Below are 21,717 nucleotides of genomic sequence, written 5' to 3'. Positions count from 1 at the left end.
CGCATCCTACGGCGGCTTTCGCCACAGTCCGCTGTGGGAGGATCACAGCACTTACTCGTCACAACGTCGCACCCACAAGGAGCGTGCCCATGTCGTCGAATCCGGTCGCCGAGACCGTCGCCTCCCTGATGCCGAAGGCGCGGGCGGAGCTCACCGAACTGGTGGCGTTCAAGTCGGTGGCGGACTTCGACCAGTTCCCGAAGAGCGAGAGCGAGGGCGCCGCGAACTGGGTCGCCGACGCGCTGCGCACCGAGGGCTTCCAGGACGTGGCCCTGCTCGACACCCCCGACGGCACGCAGTCGGTGTACGGCTACCTGCCCGGCCCCGAGGGCGCGAAGACGGTCCTGCTCTACGCCCACTACGACGTGCAGCCGCCGCTGGACGAGGCCGCCTGGACCACCCCGCCCTTCGAACTCACCGAGCGGGACGGCCGCTGGTACGGCCGTGGCGCCGCCGACTGCAAGGGCGGCGTGATCATGCACCTGCTCGCGCTGCGCGCCCTCAAGGCGAACGGCGGCGTGCCGGTGCACGTGAAGGTGATCGCGGAGGGGTCCGAGGAGATGGGCACCGGCGGCCTGGAGCGGTACGCCGAGGAGCACCTGGACCTCCTGGAGGCCGACACCATCGTCATCGGCGACGCGGGCAACTTCCGCGTCGGCCTGCCGACGGTCACCGCGACCCTGCGCGGCATGACGCTCGTCCGCGTCCGGATAGACACGCTCGAAGGCAACCTGCACTCGGGCCAGTTCGGCGGCGCCGCACCCGACGCGCTGGGCGCGCTGATCCGCGTACTGGACTCGCTGCGTGCCGAGGACGGTTCGACGACGGTCGACGGGCTCATCGACGAGAAGTCGTGGGACGGGCTGAGTTACGACGAGGAGCAGTTCCGCAAGGACGCCAAGGTCCTCGACGGCGTCGAGCTGATCGGCTCGGGCGCGGTCGCCGACCGTATCTGGGCGCGCCCTGCTGTGACGGTCCTCGGCATCGACTGCCCGCCGGTCGTCGGCGCCACCCCGTCCGTGCAGGCGAGCGCCCGCGCGCTGGTCAGCCTCCGGGTGCCGCCGGGCGTGGACGCGACCGAGGCGACCAAGCTGCTCCAGGCCCACCTGGAGGCGCACACGCCGTGGGGCGCCCGGGTGCGGACCGAGCAGATCGGCCAGGGTCAGGCGTTCAGCGCCGACACGACCAGCCCGGCCTACGCGGCGATGGCCGAGGCGATGGCGGTCGCGTACCCCGGCCAGGAGATGCAGTACGCCGGCCAGGGCGGCTCCATTCCCCTGTGCAACACGCTCGCCGCTCTCTACCCGAGCGCGGAGATCCTGCTCATCGGCCTGAGCGAGCCGGAGGCCCAGATCCACGCGGTGAACGAGAGCGTGTCGCCGCGGGAGTTGGAGCGGCTCTCGGTGGCGGAGGCGCTGTTCCTGCGCAACTACGCGGGCAACTGACCCACCGGGCCGTGTCCACGACCGCGCGGCTCGCCGCGCACAGTGACATCGCGACCTTCCTGGCCCTCCTCAGCGACCGCGAACTCGCCGAGCTGGTGGCGGCGAGCACCTCCGTCACCACGGGCATCGGCGGACGCGGCGCGATCGCAGAGGTCGCCGGCCGCCGTGTCTTCGTGAAGCGGGTGCCGCTCACGGAGCTGGAGCTGCGTCCGGCGAACGTCCGCTCCACCGCGAACCTCTTCGGGCTGCCGTCCCACTGCCAGTACAACATCGGGGGCCCGGGGTTCGGGGCCTGGCGGGAGCTGGCTGCCCACGAGATGACGACGAACTGGGTGGTGGCGGGCCGGTTCGCGGGGTTCCCGCTGCTCCACCACTGGCGGGTGCTGCCCGATGCGGTCCAGCCGCTCCCGGAGGAACTGGCCGACGTGGAGCGGGCCGTCGCCTCCTATCGGCGCGGCGCCGAGCAGGTGCGGGCGCGGATCGAGGCACTGGCGTCCGCTACCGCGAGCCTGACGCTGTTCCTGGAGTACGTGCCGTACACGCTGCACGACTGGCTCGCCGAGCAACTCACCAGGGACGACACGGCCTGCGCGTTCGTGGAGAGCGAGATCGAGGCCGTCATCACCTTCCTGCGGGGCCAGGAACTCCTGCACCTGGACACCCACTTCACCAACTTCCTCACGGACGGCCACCGCCTCTACCTCGCCGACTACGGCCTCGCCCTCTCCTCCCGCTTCCGACTCACCCCTGAGGAGAGGGACTTCTACGACCGGCACCGTGACTACGACCGCGCGTACGCCTCCGGGTATCTCGCGAACTGGCTCGTCAGCACCCTGCGGGGCTGCGGCAGCAAGGAGCGTGATGCCTTCATGCGTGCGTGTGCCGGGGGCGCTCCGCCGGAGGGGCTGCCGCCGGTCGCGGCGCGGATCGTGGCCCGGCATGCGCAGACGGCCGCGGTGATGGCGGACTTCATCGGGCGGCTCCAGGACGAGAGCCGGGAGACGCCGCTTCCGTACGAGGCACTCCGGACGGCGCTCACCACGAACGCGTGACGACGCAGGGTCACGGCGTGGGGATCCCGCCTTCCAGATACAGCGCCGCCCCGCGTTCGCGTGCCCGCAATGCCCACCTCAGCCGCTCGTAGCGGACGGGCGGCAGGAGGTCGGCGGCTTCCGCCTCGGTGGCGAAGCACCAGTCGCGCAGTTCGGGGCCGGGCAGCAGAAGCCGGTCGGCGTCGGTGGAGTCGAGGCGGCCGCCGTCGTAGAGAAGGCGCAGGCCGCCGAAGCCGGGCGGTGCGGGCGGTTCCCAGTCCACGACGAGCAGCCGGGGTACGTCGTCGAGCCGGATCCCGGTCTCCTCGGCGACCTCGCGCATGCCCGCGCGGGCGGGCGCCTCGCCGGCTTCGACGACACCGCCCGGGAACTCCCAGCCGGCCTTGTAGGTGGGGTCGACCAGCAGCACCCGGTCGTGTTCGTCGAAGAGGAGGACACCTGCGGCGACCGTCTCGGCGGTGGGCTCCGGGGTCTGCACGATGTCGCAGACGGGGACGGTGCCGCTGCTGACCGCGTCGGCGATGCGAACCGCGGTCTCGTACGGGGTGAGAGCGCCGGTGTCGACGGGGTGGGCGTCGGCGGTGAGCCAGGAGGCGAGGGCCGCGCGGTACGGCTCTATGTGGTCGTGGGACCACTGCCGTACGCGCATCTCACCGTCGGGCAGGTCGGGCGGGACCTCCCGTCCCGCTATTCGCTCCCGCAGGATCGTTTCAGCCGGGGCGAGCAGCACATGCCGGACACTGATCCGGCGTGCGGCGAGACCACCGAAGATCTCGTCACGGTAGTCCTGGCGCAGCAGGGTCATCGGGACCACCAGGGTCCCGCCGAGCTCGGCGAGCAGCGCGGCCGCCGTGTCGATCACGAGTCGCCGCCAGATCGGCAGATCCTGGTAGTCGCCGACCTCGGCGAGGTGCTTGGGCGGGAGCAGGTGCGCCAGTGCTCCGCCGATGACCTCGGGGTCGAAGAGCGTGCTGTTCGGGATCAGGTCGATCAGTTCCCGTGCGGTCGTGGTCTTCCCCGCACCGAACGCACCGTTGATCCAGACGATCACGGTTCCCCCTCTTCTGTTGGCCCCCTGTGGCTTGCCCGCTCCACCCTGCCACCAAAACCAGCCCCCGTTTAGGGCGCGGATACGGCGGCGCCGGTGAACCCCGACAGCGGGGGTCACCGGCGCCGTGCTCCGGCGGTCGGCCTCGTCAGCCGATCTTGCCCTTGCCCTTCTTCACGTGCGGAGTGTCATCCATCGCCATACGGAACTCCCTGGCGAGGACCGGGTCGACGGTGCCGATGGTCTCGTCGACGTCGAGAACAGCCGGACTGTGGACCACGGCCGGATTGCTGCCGAGAACAGCCGGACCGTGGAGAACGGCCGGACCGTCGATCACGGCCGGACCGTCGGGGGCGGCCGGACCGTGCGGAAGGGCCGGGTCGTCCTCGTGGGCATGGGACGGCGAGACGGCCGCGACGACGAAACCGGTGGCAAGGGAGGCGATGGCGAGCATGCTGCGCTTCTTCATGCCGGTTTCAACTGCGGGAACCGGGCCGGGGTCACGCAACGCTTCCCGACGGAACCACTGAGGCTCCATCGGCCCGACCTGGCATGCTCTGCTTGGCGGCTGCGACGAGGAGAGCGGATGAGCGGGCGGGGCGACCACATCCACGTCGACGCGAAGGCGGTGCGCGACAGTGCCGCCACGCGCAACATGCTGGCGGCCACCTTCGGTCTCGCAGCCGATCTCCCGGCCACCGTCACCACCGGATGCGGTGTGCGTGTGCCGTACGCGATGACGTCGTCGCGTCCGGAGAGCGTGACCTGCCTGCCCTGCCGTGAACACGCCGCTCGGCAGCATCTGCGCCTGGCCGAGGAGATCGAGCGCCTGAGTGCCATGGCGGGCTCCACTCTTCCGCGGGACGACGCGGAGCGTGCGGCGGCCTCGTTGCGCGACCTCGCACGCCGCTTCTCGGAAATGTGAGCACGGCCCAACACAATCGAACGCGCATCTTCCAACAGACTCCGACACGTCCTACCGTAAACGCACTGGCACCGATGACGCGTACATGCAGTCATCCCATCTTTCGCTGGTTCGGAGGAAGCGTAACGATGCGTCACCCTCACACCCGCACAACCCGCAGAAGAATGGTCGGAGCACTCACGGCAGGGCTCCTGTGCACGGCAGGACTCGCCGCACCTGTCCACGCCGCCGCAGCCGCCGAGAACGCCGACAACACAGCCCCGGCCCCGGCCGACGGCCTCGCCCTCACCCCGCCGATGGGCTTCAACAACTGGAACTCCACGAACTGCCGTGCCGAGTTCGACGAATCCATGGTCAAGGGAATCGCCGACATATTCGTCGAGAAGGGCCTCAAGGACGCCGGATACCAATACGTCAACCTCGACGACTGCTGGGCCCTGCCGACGCGGGACGCGAACGGCAAACTCGTGCCCGACCCCGCCCGCTTCCCGAACGGCCTCAAGGCGGTCGCCGACTACGTGCACGCCAAGGGGCTCAAGTTCGGCATCTACACCAGCGCCGGCACGAAGACCTGCAACGACGCAGGCTTCCCGGGCGCGCTGGGCCACGAGTACAGCGACGCGCAGCAGTTTGCCGACTGGGGTGTCGACTACCTCAAGTACGACAACTGCAACAACCAAGGCGTGGACGCGAAGCAGCGCTACACCACCATGCGCGACGCCCTCCTGGCGACCGGTCGGCCCATCGTCTACAGCATTTGCGAATGGGGCGAGAACAAACCCTGGGAGTGGGCGGCAGACGTCGGACAGCTGTGGCGCACCACCGGCGACATCAGCGACAGCTGGAGTTCGATGCTGTCGATCCTGAAGCAGAACCTCCCGCTCGCAGAGCACGCCGGTCCGGGGCGCTGGAACGACCCCGACATGCTGGAGGTCGGCAACGGCGGCATGACGGACACCGAGTACCGCTCGCACTTCTCGCTCTGGTCGATCATGGCCGCGCCGCTGCTGATCGGCTCCGACCTGCGCGGAGCGTCCGACGCGACCTTCGAGATCCTCGGCAACAAGGAGGTCATCGGGGTCGACCAGGACCCGCTGGGCAAGCAGGGCACGGTCGTGTCGTCGGAGGGCGGACGCTGGGTCGTCGCCAAGGAGATGCGGGACGGCAGCCGCGCGGTGGCGCTGTTCAACGAGTCCGGCAGGGCCCAGCGCGTCACCACGTCCGCGTCGGCCGTCGGCCTGCCCGAAGCCCGCGCCTACACCCTGCGCGACCTGTGGCAGCACAAGAGCTACAACACCGCGGGCGCGATCTCGGCCACCGTCCCGGCGCACGGCACCGTTCTCGTACGGGTCGCGGCCGACCCCCGCTGGGCCGAGCACCCGCCCGCCGTCGAACTCGGCCTGGACGGCAGCCCGTTGCTCGAGCCAGGCGCGCCGGCCGCTCTGACGTCCACCGTCACCGACCTGGGACGCACACCTGCCGAGCGCGTCTCCGCCAAGCTGACCGGGCCCGAGGGGTGGACCGTCAAAGCGCAGTCACCGACGACCGCGAAGGTCGTACCCACGGGCAAGTCGCTGCGCACGAAGTGGCAGGTGATCCCTCCGCAGGGGACGCCCGCAGGGCCGTACGACCTGACGCTCAAGGCGAGTTACCGCTCCCCGTCGGGTACCCGGGTCGACAGCACGGTGCCCATTGCCGTGTCCGTGGTGGTGGCACCACCCTCAGGGACGTCCGGGCTCGGTGATCTTCCGTGGCTGTCGACCACCAACGGCTGGGGGCCGGTCGAGCGCAACACCAGCAACGGCGAGAACAGCGCGGGGGACGGCAACCCCATCACTCTTGAGGGAGTCGTGTACGACAAGGGGCTCGGTGTGCACGCCGAGAGCGTGGTCGAGTACTACGCCGGCGGCGGGTGCGAGACGGTCAGCGCGGATGTCGGTGTCGATGACGAGGCACAGACAACCGGCACCGTCGCCTTCGAGATCTGGGCCGACGGCACCAAAGCCGCCTCGACGGGCGTTCTCACCACCGCGATGCCTGCCCAGCCGCTGACCGCGGACGTGACGGGCGCCGAGACGATCCGCCTCGTCGTCACCGACGGCGGCGACGGCTCCACCTGGGACCACGCGGACTGGGCGGACGCGCAGCTGAGCTGCTGAGGCCGGCGCCTTCGCAGTCAGCCGCAGGCTGAACGTTCCTGCCGAGGCCGTCCCGCCTCACACCCCCGCCGCGGCCGCGTCCGCCCCCTTGGCGAGCGCGGCCGCGGCCGCACCCACCAGTCCCGCGTCCGTCCCCATCTGCGCCGGCGTCACCGTCAGTCGCTGGACGAAGGACAGGGTGGCGTAGTCGGCCAGCGCCTTGCGCAGCGGGGTGAACAGCACATCGCCCGCCTTGCCGACACCCCCGCCGATGACCGCGATGTCGATCTCGACCAGGGTCGCGGTGGCGGCGATGCCGGCGGCCAGGGCCTGGGCGGCGCGCTCGAAGGAGGCAACGGCGACCGGGTCGCCCGCGCGGGCGGCGGCGGCCACCGCGGCGGCGGACGTGTCACCGTCGGGGCCCGGACGCCAGCCGCCTTCGATCGCGCGCCGCGCGATGTTCGGGCCACTCGCGATGCGCTCCACGCAGCCGCGCGAACCGCACGGGCAGGGGTCGCCGTCGAGGTCCACGCTGATGTGGCCGATGTGGCCCGCGTTGCCGGTCGGCCCGGGGTGCAGCTGGCCGCCCAGGACCAGGCCGCCGCCGACGCCCGTGGAGACGACCATGCACAGTGCGTTGTCGTGGCCGCGGGCGGCGCCCTGCCAGTGCTCGGCCGCCGTGATCGCCACGCCGTCGCCGATCAGCTCGACGGGCAGCCCTCCGGCGGCGGCCCGCACGCGCCGTACGAGCGGGTAGTCGCGCCAGCCGGGCACGTTCACCGGGCTCACCGTGCCCGCGGAGGCGTCCACCGGGCCCGCGCTGCCGATGCCGAGGGCGGTCGCCCGGCCCCACAGCTCGGACGCGGTGAGTTCGCCGAGCACCTCCTCGACGGCGCGCATCACGGATTCGCCGTCCTCCTGCGCCGGCGTCGCGCGCTGCGCACGCACCAGGATGCTGCCGTGGCCGTCCACCAGCGCTCCGGCGATCTTGGTGCCGCCGATGTCGAGCGCGGCCACGAGGTCGGTGTGCATCAGTGTCTGATCTCCCCGTCAAGGATCGGATCTCCCCGTCTACAACGGGAAAAGGGTGGGCCGGTCTCACGGTGGGGACGCAGGCCGGAGATTGCGGTGGACAGTCTCTCCCGCATCTGACAACGTTGTCCAGGCTCTATGCTCGACGCCACATCCTCATACAAGACCATGGCCCGACGCATCCCCGTGGACGACAGGACAGGACAGCGCACTGTGCCCGAGACCAGCCGCCGTGCAGATCGCTTCGCAGACCGCATCTCCGGGAACCGCTACGGCAATCGTCCCACCATGAAGGACGTGGCGGCGCGTGCGGGAGTCGGTCTGAAAACAGTGTCGCGCGTGGTCAACGGAGAGCCGGGGGTCACACCCGAGACGGAGCGCCGCGTCCAGGAGGCCATCGACGCCCTGGGCTTCCGCCGCAACGACAGCGCGCGGGTGCTCCGCAAGGGCCGTACCGCCAGTATCGGCCTGGTCCTGGAGGACCTCGCGGACCCGTTCTACGGGCCGCTCAGCCGCGCGGTCGAGGAGGTGGCCCGCGCACACGGCGCCCTGCTCATCAACGGCTCCAGCGCGGAGGACCCGGACCGTGAGCAGGAGCTGGTGCTGGCGCTGTGCGCACGGCGGGTGGACGGGCTGGTCGTCATCCCGGCCGGTGACGACCACCGTTATCTGGAGCCGGAGCTGAGGGCGGGCGTGGCCACCGTGTTCGTGGACCGTCCGGCCGGGAAGATCGACGCCGATGTCGTGCTCTCGGACAGCTACGGCGGCGCCCGCGACGGTGTGGCCCACCTCATCGCCCACGGCCACCGCCGGATCGGCTTCATCGGCGACATGCCCCGCATCCACACGGCCGCCGAGCGGCTGCGCGGCTACCGGGCGGCCATGGAGGACGCGGGGATACCGGTCGAGGACTCCTGGATGTCCCTGGGCGTGACGGACCCCGAGCGGGTGCGCCGGGCGACCGAGGAGATGCTCTCCGGTCCCTCGCCCGTGACCGCGGTCTTCGCGGGCAACAACCGCGTGACGGTCACCGTGATCCGGGTGCTCGCCGAGCACTCCCGCCGGGTTGCCCTGGTCGGGTTCGACGACATCGAGCTCGCCGATCTGCTTCAGCCGGGCGTCACGGTCGTCGCCCAGGACGCCGCCACCCTCGGCCGTACCGCGGCCGAGCGCCTCTTCCGCCAGCTGGACGGCTCCCTGCTCGTCCCCGAGCGCATCGAGCTCCCCACCCGGCTGATCACCCGCGGCTCGGGCGAACTGGCGCCGACGGACTGAGGGCGCCCGTGGACGACCGCACCCTGGAATCGCTGGACCTTGCCGACGCTCCGCGCGATCATCCGCTGCTCTACCCGGGCGCGTGGCCGAAGGAGTCCGGCCTCCTGGACGGTGACCGGCTGCTGCCGCTCGACCGGCTGGTGTACGAGGACCGCGTCCCCGTTCTCGCGGTCGGCTCCAACGCCTGCCCGGCCCAACTGCGGTACAAGATGGCCGCGTCGGGGATCGCCTCCCCCGTGCCGATGGTGAAGGCCCGGGTCACGGGCGTCGAGGTCGGCGTCTCAGCGCATGTGAGCCGCATGGGCTATGTGTCCGCGTCACCGTTCGAAGCGCCGGGTCAGGTCCGGGAGTTGTTCGTTACCTGGCTGGATGCCGAACAGCTCGCGGTGGTCGACACGAGCGAGGGCGTGCCGCTGCCGGGCGGCAACTACGGCCGAGTCTGGCTGCCCGCGCCGGAGGTGCTCGTGGAGCTGGAGGACGGCACCGGGCTTCGCGGTGCGTTCGTGTACGTCAACCGCCGCGGCGTCCTGCACGACGGCACCGGCGCCCCGCGCACCCACCCGGGGCAGCGTGCGCTGCTCACCGAACTCCTCGCGGGCTCGGCGCGGTTGAGGGAGCTGTTCGGTGGCACGCCGGAGGAGTTCTGCGCGCGGGCCCGTGCCGACTGGCGGCTGTGCGCGGCGGGGACGCGGCTGCTCGCCGAGGAGACGCTGGTGACGGCCTCGGGACTGGAGCGGTACCTGACGGTTCAGCAGGTCGGGAGCCCGGGGACCGGCTGGTCGTTGTCACCGCCCTGGATGTAGACGTCGCTGATGTAGACGCCGGTGTTGCCGCTATCGTCGTCCGTCTTGGCCCACCAGACGTTCGTCCACTCGCCGTAGGTCTCCCTGCGCCCCAGATTCGCCTGGCAGTAGAAGTAGTTGGTGCCCGCGTTGAGGGTGCCGGCCTCGGTGCCGTCGGCGGTGTACGACTTGGCGGTCATCCAGACCTCGCAGTTGTACTTGCCGCCGCCGATGGACTCGCAGGCGGCGGTCGGCGGCGGGGTGGTCTCGCCGCCCCCGCCGGTCGAGCCACCGCTGTTGGCGCCGCCTCCCGTCGTGCCGCCGCCGGCCGTCTTGGTCGGTGCGGGTGTGGAATCCTGGCCGCCGGACGTGTCCTCGCCCTTCTCGGGCGGCGCCGACGACGGCGTGGGTGTCCTCTCGTCGCCCTGCTCGGTGGGCTTGGCGGTGTCGGAGCGGTCGGCGTCCGGGCTGCCGGACGCCGAAGGCGTCACACCGGCGGAGGTGGCGGAAGACGTGGGCCGGGCGCCGGCTTTCGCATCGCCCTTGTTGTTCACCAGGGCGATGGTGCCCCCAGTCGCCGCGAGGACGACGATGACGGCCGCCGCGGCCAGCAGGCCACGTCCCTTGCGGCGGGAAGGGGCCGACGCGGCGACAGGGTCGGTGGGGGCCGAGTCCTGGGCGACGGGCGTGGCCGGGCCGAAGCCCGGTGTCCCTGGTCCGGCCTGTGCCGGCGAACCGAAGCCCGGTGTCCCCGAACCGGTCGGTCCCTCCTGCCCGGACGGTCCTGGCGCTTCCGCCCCCTGCGTCACGGGCGCGGCGGGCTCCGGCGGCCCGAACCCCGACGGCACCGCCGGAGGAATGCTGGGCTGTGTCTCTTCCCGAGGAACGCCGCTCGCCCGCAGTGTCGTCGTCGGTACGTCCGTCCCCGACCCGTCCGCCACCCGCTGAAGCAGCTCCCGTGCCTCGTCGGCCGCCGGACGGCCCTCGGGCCGCTTGTCCAGCAGGAGTTGGAGCACGGGGCCGAGGGGTCCGGCCCGGTGCGGCTCCGGCGGCGGTTCGGCGACGATGGCGGTGAGGGTGGAGAAGGTCGACGTACGGCGGAAGGGCGCGACGCCCTCGACGGCCGCGTAGAGCGTGGCGCCCAGCGCCCAGACGTCGGAGGCCGGGCCGGGGTCGGCGCCCTGGGCCCGCTCGGGGGCCATGTAGTCCAGAGATCCGACGAGGTGGCCGGTGCGGGTGAGGTGGGTGTTCGAGCCGTCGCCCGGGTCGTCCATGGTGGCGATGCCGAAGTCGGTGAGGACCACGCGGCCCGAGCGCTCGAGCAGGATGTTGCCCGGCTTCACGTCGCGGTGCAGGACGCCGGCGCGGTGGGCCGCGGCCAACGCGTCCAGCACCTTGGCTCCGATGCCGGCCGCCTCGCGCGGGTCGAGGGGGCCACGCTCGCGCAGGACCGCGTCCAGGGACGGGCCGTCGACCAGTTCCATGACGATCAGCGGACGGCCGTCGACCTCGGACACGTCGTGCACGGCCACGACTCCGGGGTGACGCACCCGGGCCGCCGCGCGGGCCTCGCGTTGCATTCGCAGCCGTAGATCGGCGAGCTCGGGGCCGTCGGCATCGGTATAGGTGCGCAGTTCCTTGACGGCGACCTCGCGACCGAGGACCTCGTCGACGGCCCGCCAGACCACGCCCATGCCGCCGCGTCCGAGCTGGGCCACGACGCGATAGCGCCCGGCCAGCAGTCGACCGGCCTCGTCCGTCTGTCCGTTCTCCCCCGATGACACCGCTGCCCCGTTCCTGTGACACGCCTTTTCGTGCCGTACAGACTACGGGGCGCCAGTGACAGCGCGGTCAGGAGACCTCGGCTGTGACAGCTCCGCTACTTCGTCACTTGGCGGATGCCGTCAGATCCCCGCGCCGGGGTACCGCGAAGCCCTCCAGGTCGGCCCTGGTGAGCCCGGTCGCGCGCGCGACCTCGGCGATGTCGAGCGCGCCGCAGTCCAGGCCCCGCAGCAGATACCCGCTCAGCGCCTTCGCGGTGGCGGGCTCGTCCATGACGTCGCCGCCGGCCCGGTTGGCGTACCGGGTGAGGCGGGCCGCGGCCTGCTCGAAGCCCTCGCGGTAGAAGGCGAAGACGGCCGCGTACCGGGTCGGGATGTGACCGGGGTGCATGTCCCAGCCCTGGTAGTAGGCGCGGGCCAGGGCGCGCCGGGTGAGGCCGTAGTGCAGCCGCCAGGCGTCGTGGACCTTCGCGGTGGTACCGATCGGGAGGACGTTGGTGGAGCCGTCCGAGACGCGTACGCCCGTGCCCGCCGCCGCGACCTGCATGATCGCCTTGGCGTGGTCGGCGGCCGGGTGGTCGCTGGCCTGGTAGGCGGCGGAGACGCCGAGGCAGGCGCTGTAGTCGAAGGTGCCGTAGTGCAGGCCGGTGGCGCGGCCCTCGGCGGCATGGATCATACGGGCGACGGTGGCGGTGCCGTCGGTGGCGAGGATGGACTGGCTGGTCTCGATCTGGATCTCGAAGCCGATCCGGCCGGGCTCGATACCGCGCGCCTTCTCGAAGGCCTCCAGGAGTCGCACCATGGCGGTGACCTGCTCGGCGTACGTCACCTTGGGCAGCGTCAGGACCAGCCCGTCGGGCAGCCCGCCGGCCTCCATCAGCCCGGTCAGGAAGATGTCGAGGGTGCGGATGCCCCGGTCCCGTACCGGCGCCTCCATACACTTCATACGGATGCCCATGTACGGAGCCGCCGTGCGGTTCTCGTACGCCTCGGCGATCAGCCTGGCCGCACGGGCCGCCGCCTCGTCCTCCTCGGCGTCCGGGCGCGGGCCGTAGCCGTCCTCGAAGTCGACGCGCAGGTCCTCGATGGGCTCGTGCTCCAGCTTGGCCCGCACGCGCGCGTGGACGGGCTCGGCGAGGTCGTCCGCGAGGCCGAGGACGGCGGCGAACGAGGCGGCATCCGGGGCGTGTTCATCCAGGGCGGCGAGGGCCTTGTCGCCCCAGGAGCGGATGGTGTCGGCGGCGAAGACGTCACCGGGGACGTAGACGGTGTGGACGGGCTGACGGGTGCCGGGGTCGCCGGGGTAGCGGCGCTCCAGTTCGGCGTCGACCGGCGCGAGGGAGGCGCTGATCTCCTCGCTGACGGCGCCCGCGAGGCTTGTCGCCACCTTCTCCTGCTGGCCCTGACCCATCCCACACCCTCCTGTTTTCCGCAGTACGGAATCAACAATCCGTAGAACGAAGTTATCCGGGGACCTTCCCGCCGGTCAACACCACTTCGGAACCGGTCCACTCCAGGCTTTCGACATGTTCACGCCCATCTCACATGGCGATAGAACACTTCCGTACGCACGACTCGCCCGGCAGCCTCTACCGAAGGAGCCCCCGTGCCGCAGCACAGCCGAGTCACGCGCCGTCTGGGTCTGAAGACCGCGTTAGCGGCGGCGGTCGCCGTTCCGCTCTCCAGTACAGCACTGTCCGGACCGTCCGCCTCGGCGGAGGAATCCCGGTCCGCGAACGGCCACCTGGAGGTCATGTCCTTCAACCTCCGCTTCGCTAGCACCACCGAACCCAACAGCTGGACCGTCCGCAGACCGGTGATGCGGGAGCTGCTGCGCCGCGAAGGCCTCCACCTCATCGGCACCCAGGAAGGCCTCTACCAGCAGCTCCGGGACATCGAGTCGGATCTCGGGGCCCACTACGACTGGATCGGCACCGGGCGCGCGGGCGGCAGCCGCGACGAGTTCATGGCGATCTTCTACGACACCCGCCGGCTCGCCCCGCTCGAGTACGACCACTTCTGGCTCTCCGACACCCCGAACGTCATCGGCTCCAACACCTGGGGCGGCGGCTCCATCCGGATGGTCACCTGGGTCCGCTTCCGCGATCTGGCCGACGGCGGCCGGGAGTTCTACTTCCTCAACACCCACCTCGACAACGCGAGCCAGAACGCACGCGCGCGTGCCGCCGCGCTGACCGTCCAGCGGATCGCCGGACTGGACCCCGCGCTGCCCCTCCTGGTGACGGGCGACTTCAATGTCGCGGCCCACAAGAACCCGGTCTACGACACCATGCTGAGCGCCGGTCTCGTCGACACCTGGGACACGGCCGCCGAGCGGAGCCCGCTGTACGCGACGTTCCACGGCTACAAGCCGCTGACGCCGGACGGCGACCGAATCGACTGGATCCTGGCCACGCCGGGGGTCACGACGCACCGCGCGTCGATCAACACCTTCGCCGCGAACGGCCAGTTCCCGAGCGACCACCTGCCGGTGCAGGCGTCGCTGACGCTGGGATGAGCCAGGGCCTGTTCTGAGTTGCCCCGTCGTCCGCGCGGAGCGCGGGCGTGCGGCGAGGGTGCGTGCAGGGCGTCGCTGCGCAGGCGGGGCAAATCAGAACAGGCTTAAGGCCCCCGCGACCGTCGGCACGGTTGCGGGGGCCTCGTTCAGCGCGGCGAGTCGTCGGGGGCTCAGCCCTTGCGGGTCTTGATCTCCTCGGTGAGCTGCGGGACGACGTCGAAGAGGTCGCCGACCACGCCGTAGTCGACCAGGTCGAAGATCGGGGCCTCGGCGTCCTTGTTGATCGCCACGATCGTCTTCGAGGTCTGCATACCGGCGCGGTGCTGGATGGCGCCGGAGATGCCGGAGGCGACGTACAGCTGCGGCGAGACGGACTTACCGGTCTGGCCGACCTGGTTGGTGTGCGGGTACCAGCCGGCGTCCACCGCGGCACGCGAGGCACCGACGGCCGCGCCGAGGGAGTCGGCGAGCGCCTCGATGATCGCGAAGTTCTCGGCGCCGTTCACACCACGGCCGCCGGAGACCACGATCGCGGCCTCGGTCAGCTCCGGGCGGCCGGTCGACTCGCGCGGCGTGCGGGCGGTGACCTTGGTGCCGGTGGCCTTCTCGGAGAAGGACACGGCGAGGGCCTCGACGGCGCCGGCGGCCGGGGCGGCCTCCACGGCAGCGCTGTTGGGCTTGACCGTGATGACCGGGGTGCCCTTGGAGACACGGGACTTGGTGGTGAAGGAGGCGGCGAAGACCGACTGCGTGGCCACCGGGCCCTCGTCGCCGGCCTCCAGGTCGATGGCGTCGGTGATGATGCCGGAACCGATGCGCAGCGCCAGACGGGCGGCGATCTCCTTGCCCTCGGCGGAGGACGGCACCAGCACGGCGGCCGGGGAGACGGCCTCGTAGGCGGCCTGGAGGGCGTCCACCTTGGGGACGACCAGGTAGTCGGCGTACTCGGCGGCCTCGTGGGTGAGGACCTTCACGGCGCCGTGCTCGGCGAGGGTGGCGGCGGTGTCGGCGGCGCCGGCACCGAGGGCGACGGCGACGGGCTCGCCGACACGGCGGGCCAGCGTCAGCAGCTCCAGGGTGGGCTTGCGGACGGCACCGTCCACGTGGTCGACGTAGACGAGAACTTCAGCCATGGGAATGGTCTCCTGCGAATTGCGAAGGATTGAGGGGGCGTAAGCGGATGGGCCTCGGATGCCGAGTCAGCCCGGGGGCAGCCCCCGGACCCGCAGCGGCTAGATGAACTTCTGGCCCGCGAGGAACTCAGCGAGCTGCTTGCCGCCCTCGCCCTCGTCCTTGACGATCGTGCCGGCGGTACGGGCCGGGCGCTCGGCCGCGGAGTCGACGACGGTGTAGGCACCCTCCAGGCCGACCTCCTCGGCCTCCAGGTCCAGGTCGGACAGGTCCCAGGACTCGACCGGCTTCTTCTTGGCCGCCATGATGCCCTTGAAGGACGGGTAACGGGCCTCGCCCGACTGGTCGGTGACCGACACGACGGCCGGCAGCGAGGCCTCCAGGGTCTCGGAGGCGGCGTCGCCGTCACGCCGGCCCTTGACGGTGCCGTCCTCGACGGAGACCTCGGAGAGCAGCGTGACCTGCGGGACGCCCAGCCGCTCGGCCAGCAGCGCCGGTACGACGCCCATGGTGCCGTCGGTGGAGGCCATGCCGGAGATGACCAGGTCGTAGCCGGCCTTCTCGATCGCCTTGGCCAGTACCAGAGAGGTGCCGATGGCGTCGGTGCCGTGCACGTCGTCGTCCTCGACGTGGATCGCCTTGTCGGCGCCCATCGAAAGGGCCTTGCGGAGCGCGTCCTTGGCGTCCTCGGGGCCCACGGTCAGGACGGTGATCTCGGCGTCGTCGGCGTCGTCGGCGATCTGCAGCGCCTGCTCGACGGCATATTCGTCGAGCTCGGAGAGCAGACCGTCCACGTCGTCCCGGTCGACGGTCAGGTCATCGGCGAAGTGCCGGTCGCCAGTGGCGTCGGGCACGTACTTCACGGTGACAACGATCCTCAAGCTCACGCCGGCTCTCCTACTGCATCGTCATTTTTCGGCTGCCTACTTGCAGGCAGCATAGGCGCCCCAAGCGGCCGATCCCGGTCGGGGCGGGCTGCGCTCCGACCGAAATATTACTCGCCAGTACACCCAGTTCCTGCCCGCTAAGCAAGCGCTTTGAACTGTGACCTTCGCAACGCAGCGTAACCGGAACTCGACGGTCCCGCAGAAGAGTCCGGAGCCGGGTCAGTCACCCAGCGAGGTGAACCGCCCCTGGTGGTACACGAGCGGACGTCCGGGTCCCGTGGGGTCGCCGTGGACGACCTCGGCCAGCACGATGCGGTGATCCCCCGCAGGCACGCGCGCGTGGACCCGGCACACGAGCCAGGCAAGGACGCCGTCGAGGACCGGAACTCCTTCCGGCCCCTCCCGCCAGACGGTGGACGCGCCGAAGCGGTCGGCGCCACTGCGGGCGAAGGTCGCGGCGAGTTCCCGCTGGTGCTCGCCGAGTATGTGTACGCCGACATGGTCGGCCCCGGCTATCGCGGGCCAGCTGGAGGCGCCGGTGCCGATACCGAAGGACACGAGCGGCGGTTCGGCCGAGACCGAGGTCAGGGAGGTGGCGGTGAAGCCTGCCGGGCCACTGTCACCGTGCGCGGTGATGACGGCGACGCCCGCCGCGTGGCGCCGGAAGACGGAGCGGAACAGGTCGGTCGTGGTGAGCGGAGGGGTGACCAGATCGGGCGTGGCCGTCATGGAGTTGTCCTTCTGCGGGGAGAGCGACGAGCGGTCCTGGGATGTTCAACGGCCCGGACAGCGCGCGCTCGCATGGCGGGCGAGATCGATGTGCACCCGCCCGAAAAGAAGGAGTTCCTGAAGCATACGGTCAGGCTGACGATAGGTGGTGCGCACAGTCAAGTACGTCCCGGCATATGGGAGATGCCTCACCGTGGTCAGACCGCCTCCCCCAGGGCCGCGATCACATCCGCCTTGCGCGGCTGGCCGGTGGCCCGCCGCACCACCTGGCCGTCGGCGTCCAGGACCAGCACGGTCGGGGTCTTGAGGATGCCGAGTCGGCGGACGAGCTCCAGCCGGGCCTCGGCGTCGATCTCGACGTGGGCCACGCCCGGCACCATCTCGGCCACCTCGCCGAGAATCCGCCGGGTCGCGCGGCAGGGCGCGCAGAAGGCGCTGGAGAACTGCACGAGGGTGGCGCGCTCGCCGAGATCCTCACCCAACTCGGCCGCGCCGAGCAGCTTTCCGTCATCGCGCCCGCGCACCCGTACTCTCCCGTTCCGCCACCGATGCAGCACTCCGTAGGCGCTCGCCACCACGAGCACCGCCACGCACACCACAAGTCCGGTCATCGTCTCCTCAAGCATTCACACGACTGCAAAGATTCCCGCCACCCCAAACCCTTTCCCCTGCGGAATGCTTGATTCCCATGGACATCGATGCAAGGGGACCGCGGTTCGGAGCGGCCGTGACCACTGTTGTACTGGCGGTCGTTCTGATCACCGGCAGCGCCTGGCTGCTGGCCTGGCAGACACTGGCATTCGCGCTGGGCGCCGCGGGCGGAGTGAGCCGTTCGCCGTACGGCTGGCTCTTCCGGAAGGCGGTACGACCCCGGATCGGGCCGCCCACCGAGTTCGAGCCGCCCGAGCCGCCCCGCTTCGCGCAGGCGGTGGGGCTCCTCTTCGCGGGGCTCGGGCTGGTCGGCTACGCGCTGGGGCCGCTCTGGCTGGGGCTCGCGGCGACCGGGATCGCGCTCGCCGCCGCCTTTCTCAATGCTGCATTCGGGTATTGCCTGGGGTGCGAGATGTACCTGCTCATCCGCAGGGTGACGGTACGCACGGAGTAAAGGCGGCGTAAAAGCCCGAGGTGGATCATGGGGTCGAAGTGACGAGGATCTCGCCGTCGACAGGCACGAACACTGGCTGTCCGTCCGTTCTTCGGGCACCATCTGCGAGATGCCGTAAACCTACGGCTGCGTAACTTTCCCGCCGGGAGCCCTTTACCTGGCAGAGAAGGAAGGGTTCACCCCGTCCATGGCAGAGCTTGTCTACCGCCCCGTTGTCGGTCTCGCCGTCACTTTGTTCAAGGCGTGGGACCTGAAGATCGACTGCAAGGGGTCGGAGAACATTCCGCGCTCGGGCGGCGCCGTGCTGGTGAGCAACCACATCAGCTATCTGGACTTCATCTTCGACGGCCTGGCGGCGCTCCCGCAGAAGCGCCTGGTGCGCTTCATGGCGAAGGAGTCCGTATTCCGGCACAAGATCTCCGGACCGCTGATGCGCGGGATGAAGCACATTCCCGTGGACCGCAAGCAGGGTGAGGCGGCGTACGCGCACGCGCTGGACTCGCTGCGCTCCGGGGAGATCGTCGGGGTGTTCCCGGAGGCCACGATCTCGGAGTCGTTCACGCTGAAGAGCTTCAAGTCGGGCGCCGCCCGGCTGGCCCAGGAGGCGGGCGTGCCGCTGATCCCGATGGCCCTGTGGGGCACGCAGCGGCTGTGGACCAAGGGGCACCCGAAGAACTTCAAGCGCAGCCACACCCCGATCACCATCCGGGTCGGCGAGGCGATCGAGGCCTCCCGCGACAAGTACGCCGGCGCCATTACGCGCCAACTGCGCGATGCCGTACAGGAACTCCTCGAAGCCGCGCAGCGCGCCTACCCCGTACGCCCCAAGGACGCCCAGGACACCTGGTGGATGCCGGCGCACCTCGGCGGTACGGCGCCGACGCCGGAGCAGGTCCGCGCGGCCGAGGCCCGCTGACACCGCGCAGTTCTACGGCGGCCGGCGCGGCGGTGACGGCGTTCGCGCTGCCGATCAGCCCCGCACCGGTTCGGCGGCACGGATCTCGATACGCGCTCCGGGGCTGAACTTCTCCAGCAGTTCGGCGAGCTCGGCGGCCGCCGTCTCGACGTCGGCGACCGGCATCGGCGCCAGGCTCTCCAGCAGGAAGATCGCCGAGACGCTCTCCTCGGTGAGCCGGGTGCGCGGCCCCTGGCGCCAGTTCCAGCGGCGGCAGGTCACACCGGTCTCGTCGCACCACACCACCTCGCCGGCGTCCGGGTGTTCGACGACGTCCTCGCCCGCGGCGACGGTCACGAAGTCCTCGTCGCCGGTGGCCCGCAGAAGACGCATACCGCCCTGGACGCGGTCGAGGTCCTCGCCGCCGACGGGGATCAGGTGGGCGACGCTGATGGCGTTGTAGAGGTCGACGAGCACATTGATCCGGGGCAGCCCGGCCTCCGACAACGCCCGCTTGGCCAGCGCTTCCGCCGAGTTGCGGGTCCGCGACGGCTTCGACCCGAACGCCGTGTAGGCCTCCCGCCAGGCCACCATGTGCGGGTCCTCGTGCGGCGCCCGTCCGTCCAGGCGTACGGCGAGCCTGCGGGCGGCGGCGTCGAGGAGCGCCGAACTGCCCGCGGTACTGGGTCCGTTGACGAGGCCGTGCGCCTCGACGGCGATGTGCGTGAAGCCGGGTGCGAGGGCGCGCACCTCTTCGGACACGGTCAGGGTGAGAGTCATGGTCGGCCTTGCCTCAGAGTGCGGTGGGGAGCGTCTGCCACAGGTGCGGCCGGTCGCGCGCTGCCTTGAGAGCGTCGAGCACGACCGGGTGCGGTTCAGCGTACAGCACTGGATAGTCCATCTCATTGGACTCAAGGTCGGGCACGAAGGCCAGCCGCTCGCCGTCGAGGGAGAACTGGGCGTCCACGCCGGGCTTGTTGCCCCTGGGATCCTGCCGGTGCCAGGCACCGTTGAACCGGACGGCGACGAGACCGTGCAGCACCTCGAACCGCTGATAGCAGAGCGCCGTCGGAATGTCCTCGGCCCGCAGCAGCGCCGCCAGGGCGTGCGCCTTGGCGTAGCAGATACCCGTGCCCTGCTCCAGGACGTCGGAGGCACGCCAGGTGACCCGTAGGTCGCCGGAGTCCTGCGAGTGCGGGACGGCGTCACGCACGAACTCGAAGGCGGCCCGCGCATAGGCATACGAGTCGACAGCCCCTTTGGCAAGGCGGGCGGCGGTCTCCCGTACCACCGGATGCTCATGGTCGATAGCGTCATCGGCGGCCAAGTAGGCGGACAGGTCAGGGGTTTCCTGGATCAGCTGCATAGCCGCAGAGCCTAGATATGCAGGTCACGGCGAGTCAATGCATTTCCTCTTGTACGCATACCTATGCAGCCCGCTCGCGTACTGACCGCTGGAGAACGGCCGAAGACCGCCGCAACCAGACACCCCGGCACAACCATTCCCAAGTGCCGCCGGTCTCGGCCACCGGCAGATCGTCAATGAGGGGGAATTCATGAAGGACCAGCAGACCGGGCCGACGAGACGCGCGAGGCACCGCCTTCTTGCGGGCGTGCTCGCGGCCGCTGCCCTGGTGGCGGTCGGGGCCGGGCCCGCACACGCCGTCTCCGACCAGTTGTCGATCAGCGTGCCGTCGGACACGGTGCTGCCCGGGCCGGACGCGGACGGCAGCGCACGTGAGCGGAGTATTGCGGTGGGGGTCACCCACGACAATCTCGACAACAGCGTGCCGGGCGGGCAACTGACCGTGGACGCGAGCGAGATCGCCTCCTTCGCGCAGGTGTCGTGGCCCGCCAACTGCGTGCCCGAGTCGGAGGTCAAGGCGAATTGCACCTTCCCGGAGATGCCGGCCGGGACGGAGAGCGTGCCGGCCGCCCGGCTCGGACTCCGCGCGCTGCCGGACGCGGATCCCAGCGCGTCGGGGTCCTTGCGCTACACGGCCGGCGCCGGGGAGCTGACCTCGAGCCCGGCGGAGACCCTGATCACCCTCGGCAACGGACCGGATCTCGGCCTCAGCCAGGCCGAGAACCAGCGCGGGCTCACGCCGGGCACGGCCACCCGCGTACGGGCGACGGTCGCCAACAACGGCAACCGCGCCGTGGATCGCACGCTGCTGTCGATCTACGCCTCCTACGGGCTGCGGTTCAAGGAGCGGCACGCCAACTGCGAGTACCAGGAGCAGGACACCGGTACGTTCGCGCTGTGCGTGCTGGACGAGGCGGTGGCTCCGGGGCAGCAGTACGCGCTGGTGACCGAGCTCGGCGTCGGGCGGAAGGCGCTGTACGAGCGGTTCGACCACTCCGTCCTGCCCTATTCGGACGCGGCGCTGGAAGAGGCCCGCGGCGACGGGGCATGGACCCGGGGAACGGACGCCGAGTTGAACCTGCGGCCCATGACCGGGCAGCCGGCCGCGGTCGCGGAGAACGACCTCGACCTGTCCGACAACTACCGGACCGTCGTCCTGGACGCCAAGAACACCGCCGACCTGAAGCTCACCGGCAGCAGGGTGCGCGGGGCCGTCGGAGACACGGTCACTGCCCGGGTGACCGTGTCGAACCGCGGCCCGGCATGGGTGGCGTCGCTGGGCGTTGGCGCGCCGGTCGCCGTTGTGCGCTTCCAGGCACCGGAGGGCACCAAGGTGCTCGACATGGACGAGTGCTGGTCCTCGGAACCGGACGATCCCGGCCCCGCGACCGACTACTTCTGCGCGACGCCGATCTGGCTGCACGCCGGGGCGTCCCACACCTTCGAGATCCCGCTCCAGATCGAGCGGGTGGTACGCGGTGCCCGGGCGACCGTCTCCACCATCAACGACATGCCTGAGCTGGAGATCAGGAAATTCGATCCGAACCTGCGCAACAACACGGCGGCGATCGTCGTCAACGGCTGAACGGTGAGGAGGGAGGAGACGGC

The 21,717-nt window shown here is 70.7% G+C and carries 21 protein-coding genes; 10 read left to right on the top strand and 11 right to left on the bottom strand.

Going from position 1 to position 21,717, the window contains the following annotated elements; genetic code table 11:
• Window positions 1–89: 89 nt before the first annotated feature.
• Window positions 90–1,445: a dipeptidase gene (locus KCH87_RS13500; RefSeq protein WP_210586266.1), complete on the top strand. Its 1,356-nt coding sequence runs from the start codon at window positions 90–92 to the stop codon at window positions 1,443–1,445.
• Window positions 1,446–1,456: 11 nt separating this feature from the next.
• Window positions 1,457–2,497: a protein kinase family protein gene (locus tag KCH87_RS13495; RefSeq protein WP_210586265.1), complete on the top strand. Its 1,041-nt coding sequence runs from the start codon at window positions 1,457–1,459 to the stop codon at window positions 2,495–2,497.
• 10 nt (window positions 2,498–2,507) lie between these two features.
• Here the strand turns inward: KCH87_RS13495 and KCH87_RS13490 are convergent, their stop codons facing one another.
• Together KCH87_RS13490 and KCH87_RS13485 are read right to left on the bottom strand one after the other, a co-directional pair.
• Complete coding sequence (locus KCH87_RS13490; protein ID WP_210586264.1) at window positions 2,508–3,548, bottom strand: NUDIX hydrolase; 1,041 nt, start codon at window positions 3,546–3,548, stop codon at window positions 2,508–2,510.
• A gap of 145 nt (window positions 3,549–3,693) precedes the next feature.
• Entirely contained in the window at window positions 3,694–4,014 is a 321-nt protein-coding gene (locus KCH87_RS13485; protein ID WP_210586328.1) for a hypothetical protein, read from the bottom strand.
• A gap of 117 nt (window positions 4,015–4,131) precedes the next feature.
• Here KCH87_RS13485 and KCH87_RS13480 point away from each other — a divergent pair, with 117 nt between their 5' ends.
• Both KCH87_RS13480 and KCH87_RS13475 read left to right on the top strand, forming a co-directional pair.
• Window positions 4,132–4,470 (top strand): hypothetical protein, encoded by a 339-nt coding sequence (locus KCH87_RS13480; RefSeq protein WP_210586263.1) that lies wholly within the window; start codon window positions 4,132–4,134, stop codon window positions 4,468–4,470.
• A gap of 164 nt (window positions 4,471–4,634) precedes the next feature.
• The gene (locus KCH87_RS13475) at window positions 4,635–6,629 is read left to right on the top strand and encodes an NPCBM/NEW2 domain-containing protein (protein WP_247196126.1); all 1,995 of its coding nucleotides are present in this window, start codon (window positions 4,635–4,637) and stop codon (window positions 6,627–6,629) included.
• 57 nt (window positions 6,630–6,686) lie between these two features.
• Here KCH87_RS13475 and KCH87_RS13470 read toward each other — a convergent pair whose 3' ends face one another.
• Window positions 6,687–7,640 (bottom strand): ROK family protein, encoded by a 954-nt coding sequence (locus tag KCH87_RS13470; RefSeq protein ID WP_210586261.1) that lies wholly within the window; start codon window positions 7,638–7,640, stop codon window positions 6,687–6,689.
• Window positions 7,641–7,808: 168 nt separating this feature from the next.
• On the opposite strand from KCH87_RS13470, the gene KCH87_RS13465 reads away from it, so the two are divergent.
• Together KCH87_RS13465 and KCH87_RS13460 are read left to right on the top strand one after the other, a co-directional pair.
• Window positions 7,809–8,915, top strand: coding sequence for a LacI family DNA-binding transcriptional regulator (locus KCH87_RS13465; protein ID WP_210586260.1), 1,107 nt, complete (start codon window positions 7,809–7,811; stop codon window positions 8,913–8,915).
• An 8-nt stretch (window positions 8,916–8,923) separates the two neighbouring features.
• Window positions 8,924–9,718 (top strand): hypothetical protein, encoded by a 795-nt coding sequence (locus KCH87_RS13460; protein WP_210586259.1) that lies wholly within the window; start codon window positions 8,924–8,926, stop codon window positions 9,716–9,718.
• On the opposite strand, the gene KCH87_RS13455 is transcribed toward KCH87_RS13460, so the two are convergent.
• Both KCH87_RS13455 and KCH87_RS13450 read right to left on the bottom strand, forming a co-directional pair.
• The gene (locus KCH87_RS13455; protein ID WP_210586258.1) at window positions 9,664–11,481 is read right to left on the bottom strand and encodes a serine/threonine-protein kinase; all 1,818 of its coding nucleotides are present in this window, start codon (window positions 11,479–11,481) and stop codon (window positions 9,664–9,666) included. The two genes, KCH87_RS13460 and KCH87_RS13455, sit on opposite strands and share 55 nt — an antisense overlap.
• Before the next feature lie 103 nt (window positions 11,482–11,584).
• On the bottom strand, window positions 11,585–12,889 hold the full coding sequence (locus KCH87_RS13450; RefSeq protein WP_210586257.1) for an aldolase/citrate lyase family protein: 1,305 nt from the start codon (window positions 12,887–12,889) through the stop codon (window positions 11,585–11,587).
• A 195-nt stretch (window positions 12,890–13,084) separates the two neighbouring features.
• Between KCH87_RS13450 and KCH87_RS13445 the strand changes: the two genes are divergently transcribed.
• Entirely contained in the window at window positions 13,085–13,996 is a 912-nt protein-coding gene (locus KCH87_RS13445) for an endonuclease/exonuclease/phosphatase family protein (RefSeq protein ID WP_210586256.1), read from the top strand.
• Window positions 13,997–14,166: 170 nt separating this feature from the next.
• Here the strand turns inward: KCH87_RS13445 and KCH87_RS13440 are convergent, their stop codons facing one another.
• The 4 genes from KCH87_RS13440 to KCH87_RS13425 form a co-directional block, all read right to left on the bottom strand.
• A complete protein-coding gene (locus KCH87_RS13440; RefSeq protein ID WP_210586255.1) occupies window positions 14,167–15,129 on the bottom strand; it encodes an electron transfer flavoprotein subunit alpha/FixB family protein in 963 nt (320 codons plus the stop codon).
• Between the two features lie 99 nt (window positions 15,130–15,228).
• A complete protein-coding gene (locus tag KCH87_RS13435; RefSeq protein ID WP_210586254.1) occupies window positions 15,229–16,014 on the bottom strand; it encodes an electron transfer flavoprotein subunit beta/FixA family protein in 786 nt (261 codons plus the stop codon).
• A 219-nt stretch (window positions 16,015–16,233) separates the two neighbouring features.
• Window positions 16,234–16,743 (bottom strand): flavin reductase family protein, encoded by a 510-nt coding sequence (locus tag KCH87_RS13430; protein ID WP_210586253.1) that lies wholly within the window; start codon window positions 16,741–16,743, stop codon window positions 16,234–16,236.
• A gap of 197 nt (window positions 16,744–16,940) precedes the next feature.
• On the bottom strand, window positions 16,941–17,354 hold the full coding sequence (locus KCH87_RS13425) for a thioredoxin family protein (RefSeq protein WP_210586252.1): 414 nt from the start codon (window positions 17,352–17,354) through the stop codon (window positions 16,941–16,943).
• Between the two features lie 77 nt (window positions 17,355–17,431).
• On the opposite strand from KCH87_RS13425, the gene KCH87_RS13420 reads away from it, so the two are divergent.
• Window positions 17,432–17,848, top strand: a complete 417-nt coding sequence (locus KCH87_RS13420) for a DUF4395 domain-containing protein (protein ID WP_210586251.1) — start codon at window positions 17,432–17,434, stop codon at window positions 17,846–17,848.
• A 187-nt stretch (window positions 17,849–18,035) separates the two neighbouring features.
• Window positions 18,036–18,764: a 1-acyl-sn-glycerol-3-phosphate acyltransferase gene (locus KCH87_RS13415; RefSeq protein ID WP_210586250.1), complete on the top strand. Its 729-nt coding sequence runs from the start codon at window positions 18,036–18,038 to the stop codon at window positions 18,762–18,764.
• Between the two features lie 54 nt (window positions 18,765–18,818).
• Here KCH87_RS13415 and KCH87_RS13410 read toward each other — a convergent pair whose 3' ends face one another.
• Both KCH87_RS13410 and KCH87_RS13405 read right to left on the bottom strand, forming a co-directional pair.
• On the bottom strand, window positions 18,819–19,523 hold the full coding sequence (locus tag KCH87_RS13410) for a B3/4 domain-containing protein (RefSeq protein WP_210586249.1): 705 nt from the start codon (window positions 19,521–19,523) through the stop codon (window positions 18,819–18,821).
• A gap of 13 nt (window positions 19,524–19,536) precedes the next feature.
• The gene (locus KCH87_RS13405) at window positions 19,537–20,109 is read right to left on the bottom strand and encodes a transglutaminase family protein (RefSeq protein WP_210586248.1); all 573 of its coding nucleotides are present in this window, start codon (window positions 20,107–20,109) and stop codon (window positions 19,537–19,539) included.
• A 190-nt stretch (window positions 20,110–20,299) separates the two neighbouring features.
• Between KCH87_RS13405 and KCH87_RS13400 the strand changes: the two genes are divergently transcribed.
• Entirely contained in the window at window positions 20,300–21,694 is a 1,395-nt protein-coding gene (locus KCH87_RS13400) for a hypothetical protein (protein ID WP_210586247.1), read from the top strand.
• Window positions 21,695–21,717 lie beyond the last annotated feature (23 nt).

Source organism: Streptomyces sp. GESEQ-35 (assembly GCF_017948485.1).
Classification (GTDB): Bacteria; Actinomycetota; Actinomycetes; order Streptomycetales; family Streptomycetaceae; genus Streptomyces.
Note: the sequence above shows the minus strand (reverse complement) of the source record. Positions and strands in the feature narration are given on the sequence as shown.

Coding starts and splice junctions, on each gene's coding strand:
- KCH87_RS13470 (WP_210586261.1), bottom strand. CDS start 7,640: ATGCACACCGACCTCGTGGCCGCGCTCGACATCGGCGGCACCAAGATC.
- KCH87_RS13500 (WP_210586266.1), top strand. CDS start 90: ATGTCGTCGAATCCGGTCGCCGAGACCGTCGCCTCCCTGATGCCGAAG.
- KCH87_RS13410 (WP_210586249.1), bottom strand. CDS start 19,523: ATGACTCTCACCCTGACCGTGTCCGAAGAGGTGCGCGCCCTCGCACCC.
- KCH87_RS13475 (WP_247196126.1), top strand. CDS start 4,635: ATGGTCGGAGCACTCACGGCAGGGCTCCTGTGCACGGCAGGACTCGCC.
- KCH87_RS13430 (WP_210586253.1), bottom strand. CDS start 16,743: ATGACGGCCACGCCCGATCTGGTCACCCCTCCGCTCACCACGACCGAC.
- KCH87_RS13405 (WP_210586248.1), bottom strand. CDS start 20,109: ATGCAGCTGATCCAGGAAACCCCTGACCTGTCCGCCTACTTGGCCGCC.
- KCH87_RS13420 (WP_210586251.1), top strand. CDS start 17,432: ATGGACATCGATGCAAGGGGACCGCGGTTCGGAGCGGCCGTGACCACT.
- KCH87_RS13485 (WP_210586328.1), bottom strand. CDS start 4,014: ATGAAGAAGCGCAGCATGCTCGCCATCGCCTCCCTTGCCACCGGTTTC.
- KCH87_RS13465 (WP_210586260.1), top strand. CDS start 7,809: ATGGCCCGACGCATCCCCGTGGACGACAGGACAGGACAGCGCACTGTG.
- KCH87_RS13400 (WP_210586247.1), top strand. CDS start 20,300: ATGAAGGACCAGCAGACCGGGCCGACGAGACGCGCGAGGCACCGCCTT.
- KCH87_RS13415 (WP_210586250.1), top strand. CDS start 18,036: ATGGCAGAGCTTGTCTACCGCCCCGTTGTCGGTCTCGCCGTCACTTTG.
- KCH87_RS13440 (WP_210586255.1), bottom strand. CDS start 15,129: ATGGCTGAAGTTCTCGTCTACGTCGACCACGTGGACGGTGCCGTCCGC.
- KCH87_RS13450 (WP_210586257.1), bottom strand. CDS start 12,889: ATGGGTCAGGGCCAGCAGGAGAAGGTGGCGACAAGCCTCGCGGGCGCC.
- KCH87_RS13480 (WP_210586263.1), top strand. CDS start 4,132: ATGAGCGGGCGGGGCGACCACATCCACGTCGACGCGAAGGCGGTGCGC.
- KCH87_RS13425 (WP_210586252.1), bottom strand. CDS start 17,354: ATGACCGGACTTGTGGTGTGCGTGGCGGTGCTCGTGGTGGCGAGCGCC.